At 62.3% G+C, this 7,536-nt stretch carries 8 protein-coding genes and 1 pseudogene; 3 read left to right on the top strand and 6 right to left on the bottom strand.

Annotation, left to right across the window (positions count from 1 at the left end):
* Positions 1 to 222 precede the first annotated feature (222 nt).
* The 3 genes from EN925_RS15265 to EN925_RS15255 all read left to right on the top strand — a co-directional run bounded on the left by EN925_RS15265 (position 223) and on the right by EN925_RS15255 (position 2,820).
* Positions 223 to 1,221 carry a DMT family transporter gene (locus tag EN925_RS15265; protein ID WP_127388402.1) on the top strand — a complete coding sequence of 333 codons (999 nt, stop codon included), beginning with the start codon at positions 223 to 225 and terminating at the stop codon, positions 1,219 to 1,221.
* A gap of 108 nt (positions 1,222 to 1,329) precedes the next feature.
* The gene (locus tag EN925_RS15260) at positions 1,330 to 1,971 is read left to right on the top strand and encodes a hypothetical protein (RefSeq protein ID WP_245461133.1); all 642 of its coding nucleotides are present in this window, start codon (positions 1,330 to 1,332) and stop codon (positions 1,969 to 1,971) included.
* A gap of 150 nt (positions 1,972 to 2,121) precedes the next feature.
* The gene (locus tag EN925_RS15255) at positions 2,122 to 2,820 is read left to right on the top strand and encodes a DUF1194 domain-containing protein (RefSeq protein WP_164753615.1); all 699 of its coding nucleotides are present in this window, start codon (positions 2,122 to 2,124) and stop codon (positions 2,818 to 2,820) included.
* A 108-nt stretch (positions 2,821 to 2,928) separates the two neighbouring features.
* On the opposite strand, the gene EN925_RS15250 is transcribed toward EN925_RS15255, so the two are convergent.
* The 6 genes and pseudogenes from EN925_RS15250 to EN925_RS15225 all read right to left on the bottom strand — a co-directional run.
* Complete coding sequence (locus EN925_RS15250) at positions 2,929 to 3,231, bottom strand: DUF982 domain-containing protein (protein ID WP_024503323.1); 303 nt, start codon at positions 3,229 to 3,231, stop codon at positions 2,929 to 2,931.
* Between the two features lie 138 nt (positions 3,232 to 3,369).
* The gene (locus tag EN925_RS15245) at positions 3,370 to 4,356 is read right to left on the bottom strand and encodes a dipeptide ABC transporter ATP-binding protein (protein ID WP_013531723.1); all 987 of its coding nucleotides are present in this window, start codon (positions 4,354 to 4,356) and stop codon (positions 3,370 to 3,372) included.
* A gap of 8 nt (positions 4,357 to 4,364) precedes the next feature.
* The gene (locus EN925_RS15240) at positions 4,365 to 5,324 is read right to left on the bottom strand and encodes an ABC transporter ATP-binding protein (protein WP_024503324.1); all 960 of its coding nucleotides are present in this window, start codon (positions 5,322 to 5,324) and stop codon (positions 4,365 to 4,367) included.
* Positions 5,321 to 6,292 carry an ABC transporter permease gene (locus tag EN925_RS15235; RefSeq protein WP_013531725.1) on the bottom strand — a complete coding sequence of 324 codons (972 nt, stop codon included), beginning with the start codon at positions 6,290 to 6,292 and terminating at the stop codon, positions 5,321 to 5,323. The genes EN925_RS15240 and EN925_RS15235 overlap by 4 nt, the downstream gene beginning before the upstream one ends.
* Complete coding sequence (locus tag EN925_RS15230) at positions 6,292 to 7,308, bottom strand: ABC transporter permease (RefSeq protein ID WP_063167981.1); 1,017 nt, start codon at positions 7,306 to 7,308, stop codon at positions 6,292 to 6,294. Before EN925_RS15230 ends, EN925_RS15235 begins: the two co-directional genes overlap by 1 nt.
* Positions 7,309 to 7,347: 39 nt before the next feature.
* Positions 7,348 to 7,536: pseudogene (locus tag EN925_RS15225) on the bottom strand (ABC transporter substrate-binding protein); the annotation flags it as partial.

Below are 7,536 nucleotides of genomic sequence, written 5' to 3'. Positions count from 1 at the left end.
GTTTCATTTTCAATCCGGAAACCGCCGAAGAGTGAGATTCTATTTGCAGCGCCGCTGTCCTCACTTTGCATTTGCTATCCCAGCCTGACGAAATCCTAACTCAAAACTAACGCTTCGCAACAGTCGGCCTTCGCGCTCAAGCGCTGCCGTAACGGCAGGCTGTTTAGGCTTTGCTAAATTAAGGCGACCAAGTCAACGAAAGGCTTGGTTCGAGGGGGGCGCGTGTCCAGGACAAGAGCCAATTTGCTGCTGCTGTTTGCAGCCGCTTTGTGGGGCTTCGGCAATGTCTCGCAAAAGATGGTGCTTGTGCATCTCGACGCGCTGAGTGCTGTGGGTCTGCGATGCCTGATCGGCGGGCTGCTTGTGCTGCCCTTTGTCTTCATGGAGAAGCGGCTTCCGCTCGGGCCGGACTATTTTTCCAGCTTGGCCAAGGTGGGCGCGCTGTTTGCCATCTCCATCACGCTCCAGCAGCTTTGCTATCTCGGGGCCTCCGTCACCAATGCGAGCTTCCTGGTAAGCACGGCAACGGTAATGACACCGCTGGCCGCCTGGTTTCTCGTAGGCGAACGTCCGACAGCGAGTCTTACAATCGCCGCCGGATTGACCCTTGTTGGAGCCCTGCTGTTGTCGGATGGGATAGCCGGGTTCAGCAGTGGCGATCTTACCGCTGTGCTCTCGGCTGCCTGCTATGCGCTCTGGGCAGTCGAGCTGGGCCGGCACATGCAGGTGCATGCGCGGCCGTTCACCGCTGCCGCGACACAGTTCTTCGGCGCCGCAGCCTTCGCCCTGCCGCTCGGTGCAATGCAAGGCAATCTGTCGCTGGCCGCCGCATCCGCAGCCGGCCCGGAACTGGTCATCCTCGGCGTGTTCTCCACTGCGATTGCCTTCGGCATACAGACGGTTGCCCTCCGCTTTACGCCGGCCAGCCACGCCGCCGTGATCGTCAGCGCAGAAAGCGTTTTCGGGGCGCTGGGCGCGGCAATCTTTCTCGGCGAGCGGAGCTCGTCCGCGAGCGTCTTGGGTGCCGGCATCATCCTGGGTGCGATCCTGTCCGTTGCAATGTCGAACCGAGCGCTGCAGGCACGCACGTCCTTGCGAACCGCTTCGGTTCAACCCTTCGACGCGGCCCCTGCCTTTGCAACTGCGTCCGCAAATCGGGCGGGCGATCGTCATCCCAACAATTCAGGTCCAGTGGAGGAATGTGATGGCCCTTGCCGGTGATGCGAAACGTATTCCAGACCCGGCCGGACTTGTCGCGGGGGCGCAGTGATGGATGCGCGGACAATCCTTCTTCCGGTCGCACATTTGGTATCGGCGCTTCGCGCCCGCATGAAAGGACCGGGTGGCTACTACAACAGCGGCAATGCGCTCGGCCTCATTGTCGGTCTGGCGATCCAGATTGCCACCGCGCCGGTCGGCCTGCATGAAGGAAGCAGCGTCACCATGGCGGTGATCGAATATTTCGCTGGCAGCCATGGCACTGTTGCGCTGACCTTGACCACCCTGGTCTTCTTCTGGGGCGGCGAGGCCTATCACCGGGCCTGGGCAAGGCCGGATGCTCCCGATCCCGCCCTCAACCGTCTGGGCGACTTCCTGTCGGGCCTGGGTGCGATCGGGCTCGGCATTGCCCTGTTGCTGCTCGGCGATCCATTGCTTGCGGCGACCTCCGGCCTGCTGCATGCGCTGGGCAAATTCGGCAGCACCTTTCACAGGCCCGGCACGCCAATTTCGATCTGGCCGGCCGCTTGGCCCGATCCGTTCCGCAGTGCGGTGCTCGCCAGCCGGTTGCCGGCAATGCTGGCGACGACAGTGGCCCTCGCCCGCGGTTTGCCTGAGGTCTGGTGGAGCGGCTCCTTCGCGGCCCTCGCCATGCCACTGACCTTGCTCGGCTGTTATCTCTTGTGGACCAAGGCCGATCTGCTGCTCTTCGGCGTGGGCACCAAGGCCACCCGCCAGATTTCCACTAGTTGAACCCGCTTTTTGAAACGACCGGATGTCGAGATGGGGAATGACATGTTTGGCAGTGTGTATCATCAGGACGCCGGCCCCCCACCCTTTCGCGAACGGGTGCGGATGACAGGCTGGGGCAGTCTCCTGACGCCGGCCGGTTCAATCTCGAGAATGACAGGAATACTTGCAGCTTCGCTGTTTTGGGGGGTCTCTGCCCATGCCGCGAACGTTGACGTCGCCATCGTGTTCGCGGTCGACTTTTCGTCATCCATCGATCCGAAGATCGCCGATATGCAACGCGAGGGACATGCCGCGGCACTCACCTCGCCAGAGATCATCGCCGCCATCAGCCGGAATTATGTTGGTTGCATCGGCGTTGCCTATTTTGAGTGGTCGAGCCCCGGACACGCGCGCGTCGTGCTGCCGTGGACAAGCATCTGCGGACTGGAAGATGCCGAAGCGGCGGCTGCGGTGATCAGCAGGAAAGGCGATACCGGCTTCATCCGCAGAGGGCGTGGCGGAACATCCGTCTCCTCGGCTATCGACATCGGCAGTCTCCTGCTCGACCAGTTCCCGGGAAAGGCCGCAAAGAAAGTCATCGATATCTCCTCCAATGGCGAGAACAACGACGGGCTTCCCGTCCAGCCGAGCAGGTCGAACGCCATAGCCAAGGGATATACGATCAATGCCATCGCCATCCCGGCGGAGGATGAGAATCCCGACCAACCTCTGGCATCCTATTTTGCCAAATCGGTCATTGGCGGTTCCCAGGCCTTCGTCATGACGCCGAAGGGGCCAGACGACTACACCATGGCGCTTCGCCGCAAGCTCGTGACTGAAGTAAGCATGAACGACGACCGTCCGCTGTGAAAGTGTGCCATGTAGGACGAACTTTCGAGGCCCCATCCCGGAGCGCATTGCTCAACGAGAACCCGCGCCCTGCAGCGCGAGACCTTGTAGGACCGTCAGGACAACAGCCTATCGCCGCAATGCGTGCACGCTTGCCTTGCCTTCGCCGCCTACCGGCAAAGCCATGTCATCGTCGAGAAGGCGCGTGATGCGGGCAAAGCCGGTGAACGCTTTCCTTGCTTCCTCGGCCGACATCTGGCCCGACAAAGCGGCCGAGCAACAGTTCAGCGCGCACTGATAAACCGGACCGCGCCGTCCCGTTGGCCATTTCCGCAAGAACATCATGGCTTCGGCAACACTATCGATTTCTTCCGCAGGGTGTCCTTGCCCGCGCGAAATCCGCACGGGCGAAAAGAAATGCAATTGATCCATCGTTTCCTCCCGGTCGACCGCAATGCGCTCGATCGAACCCCACCAAACGCACCAACAGCCGGTTGGTTCCAGCCAAAAATGGAATTTTTTAGAAATCTGTCAGGCGAAGGCGATCACCTGTGCGGTGGTGAGTGTCGCCTACATCGTCGGAAAGTGGCAGGCGACTTTGCGACCGGGGCGGTATTCCCGCAACTGCGGCCGCTCCGATCGGCAGCGCTCCGCCGCGATCGGGCATCGGGGATGGAAACGGCAGCCGGTTGGAGGGTTCAGAGGGCTCGGTACGTCGCCGGTGAGGATGATGCGCTTGCGCGTCCCGCTGGGCGTCGTCTCCACGATAGGAACCGCCGAGATCAGCGCCTGGCTATAGGGATGGGCCGGTGCTGCAAACACCTCTTCCGCCGGCCCTTCTTCGACGATCGAGCCGAGATACATGACCGCTATGCGGGTTGAAACCTGACGTACCACCGACAGGTCGTGGGCGATGAAGATGTAAGTGAGATTGAGCTTCTCCTGCAGATCGGCAAGCAGGTTGACGATTTGCGCCTGCACCGACACGTCGAGCGCGGAGACGGGTTCGTCGAGGACCACGAGGTCCGGGTTCAATGCAATAGCCCGCGCGATGCCGACGCGCTGGCGTTGCCCGCCGGAAAATTCGTGCGGAAACCGCATGACGTGATCCGGCAGCAGGCCGACAAGGTCGAACAGTTCCGCCACGCGTCTGGTGATCTCGCTCGACGAGAGCCTGCCATGGATGCGCAGCGGCTCGGCCACCAGGTCGCCGACGCGCCGGCGCGGATTGAGCGATGCCGACGGATCCTGGAAAACCATTTGCAGGCGGCGCCGGAGCGGCCTGAGTTCGGACAGCGACTTCGAGGTGATATCGTTGCCTTCGAACAGAAGCTCGCCGTCCGATATGTCGTAGAGCCTCACCAGGCAGCGCGCCAGCGTGGACTTGCCGCATCCGGATTCGCCGACCAGGCCGACCGTCTCGCCGCGCCACACGGTCAGGGAAACATTGTCGACCGCATGAACGGTTCGCTTGCCTTCGGCGGAAAAACGGCTGCCGATGGAAAAGCGCTTGCCCAGCGAACGCGTCTCGATAATGGGGCGGTTCTTGTCGGTCATCGATCCGCTCATGCCTGTGCCACCCTGAAGCACGCCGCGGCATGAGTGCCGCTCCCGAGGTCGGGTTTGCCGGCCTCGCAGGGCTCATAGTGAACTGGGCACCGCGGACCGAACGCACAGCCCTGCGGCAATCGCAGCAATGACGGCGGCGAACCGGGAATGGCCGGCAGGCGGCGTGGTTTTTCGCCGGTCAGCGGCGGGATCGAACCGAGCAGCGCGCGCGTATAGGGGTGTCGCGGATCGGAAAACAGCTCCGCGCGACTGCCGCGCTCCACCACGCGGCCGGCATACATGACCATGACCCGGTCGGCGAGTTCGGAGACCACGCCCATGTCATGCGTGATGAAGACCACCGCCGACTTGTGCGTCGCGCGCAGCTTGCGCACCAGATCGAGAATGCCGGCCTGTACGGTGACGTCGAGCGCCGTGGTCGGTTCGTCAGCCACCAGCAACGCCGGATTGCAGGACAAAGCCATTGCGATCACCGCCCGTTGACGCATGCCGCCGGACAGTTGGTGCGGGTAGCGCGACATCGCCTCGTGCGGGTTCGGAAAATTCACCTCGGCCAGCAATTCCTCCACGCGCTCCATCGCCTTGGACTTGCTGATGTTGCGATGCGCGCGGATCTGTTCGGCGATCTGCCAGCCGATCGTGTAGACAGGTGTCAACGCGGTCATCGGATCCTGGAAGATCATCGCGATCTCGTTGCCGCGCAGCCGCCTCAGTTCGCGCGCGGGCAGTCCCACCAGTTCGCGGCCCTTGTAACGGATCGAGCCTTCGATGGTGGCGTTGGGATCGGTGATCAGACCCATGACGGCCAGCAGCGACACGGTCTTGCCGGAACCGGACTCACCGACGACGCCGAGGATCTCGCTCTCCTCGAGGTCGAAGGAAACGCCATCGATGGCCCGCACCAGGCCATCATTTGTGCGGAAGGATACTTTGAGGTCGCGCACCGACAGTATCATGATGTCCTCAGGCGCGGATCGAGAAGGATGTAGACGAAATCGACGACCGCATTGGCAACAACCACGAACATCGAAGCGTACATCACCGTTGCCATGATCATCGGCAGATCGAGATTCTGCAGCGCGTCATAAGTGAGCTTGCCGATGCCGTGCAGCCCGAACACCACCTCCGTCAGCAGGGCCGAGCCTCCGACCAGCGCACCGAAATCCAGGCCGAACAAGGTGACGAAGGCGATGAGCGACGTGCGCAAGGCATGGCGCAGCAGGATGCGGGTCTCCGACAGGCCCTTGGCCCGGGCCGTACGGATATAGTCCTCCTGCAGGGATTCGATGATCGCCGCGCGCAGCACGCGCCCATAAATGCCGATGTAGAGAATGGACAGCGTGATCCACGGAATGACCAGGGTCAGGAACCAGCCCTTTGGATCGTCGGAGAAGTTCTTGTAGCCGAGCGGCGGCACCCAGGAGAACGCCCAGCTGTCGTGGTAGCGGCTCTGGGTGATCAGGTTCATCACCTCGCCCAGCCAGTACACCGGCATCGAAATACCGAGCAGCCCTAGCGCCATCAGCAGCTTATCCAGCCAGCTGCCGCGCGTGGCGGCGGCGGCGATGCCGATGATGATGGAGACGACCACCCACAGGATCGCCGCTCCGAACACCAGCGAGAGCGTGACCGGGATCGAATCCATGACCGCCGGCACCACCTTCCAGCCACGATTGACGAAGGAGGTCAGATCGCCGGTGACGAAGATCTTCTCCATCATCGTCACATATTGCACGTAGAGCGGCCGGTCGAAGCCGAAGCTGTGGCGTACCGCCTCCAGCACTTCGGGCGATGCATTGCGGCCGGCGATGCGCGCCGCCGGATCGGAGCCCGGCGTTGCGAAGAAAATCAGGAAGACGATGACCGAGATGCCGAACATCACGAACAGCATCTGGCCGAACCGGCGCAGGATTGCGTAGATCATCAGTCGCGCCCCAGCCGAACCTTGGAGCGCGGGTCGAGCGCGTCGCGCAGACCGTCGCCGAAGACATTGAGCGCCATGACGGAAACCGCGATCGCCAGGCCCGGCACCAGCGCCACCAGTGGCCTGGTGTAGAGCAGCGCCTGTCCGTCCTGGATGATGGTGCCCCAGCTCGCGGCCGGCGGCTGCACGCCGATCGAAAGGAAGGAAAGGGCTGATTCCGTAAGCATGTTCAGCGCCATCATCAGCGGCACGAAGACGATCAGCGTCGTGGTGACGTTGGGCAGGATGTCGCGCCACAGGATGCGCCATCCCGGTACGCCCAGATTGATCGCGGCGAGCACGAATTCGCTTTTGCGCAGTGCCAGAACCTGCCCGCGTATCGGACGAGCCACATAGGGCACGTAGACGATACCGATGATGATGACAGGCAGCCACAGACTGCCGGACTCGATCTGGATCGGTCCTATCGTGATGCCATGCGCGATGGTCACGATGGAGAGCGAAATCGCCAGCAGATAAATGGGGAACGCCCACAGTATGTCGAGGAAGCGCGACAGCACCGTGTCGGTGACACCGCCGAAATAGCCGGCGATCAATCCCGCCGCCGTGCCCAGGATCAGGGTAAAGATGGTGGCTGCTCCGGAGATCAGCAGCGAGCTCAGCCCGCCATAGAGCATCCTGGCCATGACATCGCGCCCCTGGCTGTCGGCGCCGAGGAAATAATTGCCCAGCCGCCAGGTCGGGCCGAGCGGTGTGTAGCCAAGCCCGAGCCCCTCCGTCGATTGTTCCATCACCGGAACGTCGGCACCGTCGATCTGGATGACGGCGTCGAGCGTCGAGGCGAAGGGGTCCACGCCTGCCCATTTCGCATAAAGAGGCGCACTGAGGCAGGCAAGGACGATGAGGAGGAACACGGCCAGCGACGCCATGGCAGCCCTGTCCCTTGCCAGCTTCGCAAACGCGACGGCCCAGGGCCCTCGCGTCTTGCGCGGCGCGGCGACAGCTACGTTCGACACGGACGTGCCCCTCCGCGGTTCGTTACTGCACCCAGGCCATTACTGTACCCAGGATTGGGTGATCATCCAGTTGAACTGCCTGTTGAACTTGAAATTGCCAAGACGTTTGCTGACGAAATCGAGCCGCTTCGGCGTGAAGAGGCCGACCGCAGGTGCCTTGTCGGTGACTTGCCTGTCGATTTCAGCCCACATTTTATCGGCGGCTTTCTGATCGGTGACGCCGAGGTC

This window comes from Mesorhizobium sp. M7A.F.Ca.US.006.04.2.1 (genome assembly GCF_004022915.1).
GTDB lineage: Bacteria > Pseudomonadota > Alphaproteobacteria > Rhizobiales > Rhizobiaceae > Mesorhizobium > Mesorhizobium ciceri.
This window is presented reverse-complemented; position numbering and strand designations above follow the sequence as displayed.

Bases quoted from the DNA above. Each gene is read 5' to 3' on its own strand.
- EN925_RS15260 (WP_245461133.1), top strand. From the start codon at position 1,330: ATGAAAGGACCGGGTGGCTACTACAACAGCGGCAATGCGCTCGGCCTC.
- EN925_RS15255 (WP_164753615.1), top strand. From the start codon at position 2,122: ATGACAGGAATACTTGCAGCTTCGCTGTTTTGGGGGGTCTCTGCCCAT.
- EN925_RS15250 (WP_024503323.1), bottom strand. From the start codon at position 3,231: ATGGATCAATTGCATTTCTTTTCGCCCGTGCGGATTTCGCGCGGGCAA.
- EN925_RS15245 (WP_013531723.1), bottom strand. From the start codon at position 4,356: ATGACCGACAAGAACCGCCCCATTATCGAGACGCGTTCGCTGGGCAAG.
- EN925_RS15240 (WP_024503324.1), bottom strand. From the start codon at position 5,324: ATGATACTGTCGGTGCGCGACCTCAAAGTATCCTTCCGCACAAATGAT.
- EN925_RS15235 (WP_013531725.1), bottom strand. From the start codon at position 6,292: ATGATCTACGCAATCCTGCGCCGGTTCGGCCAGATGCTGTTCGTGATG.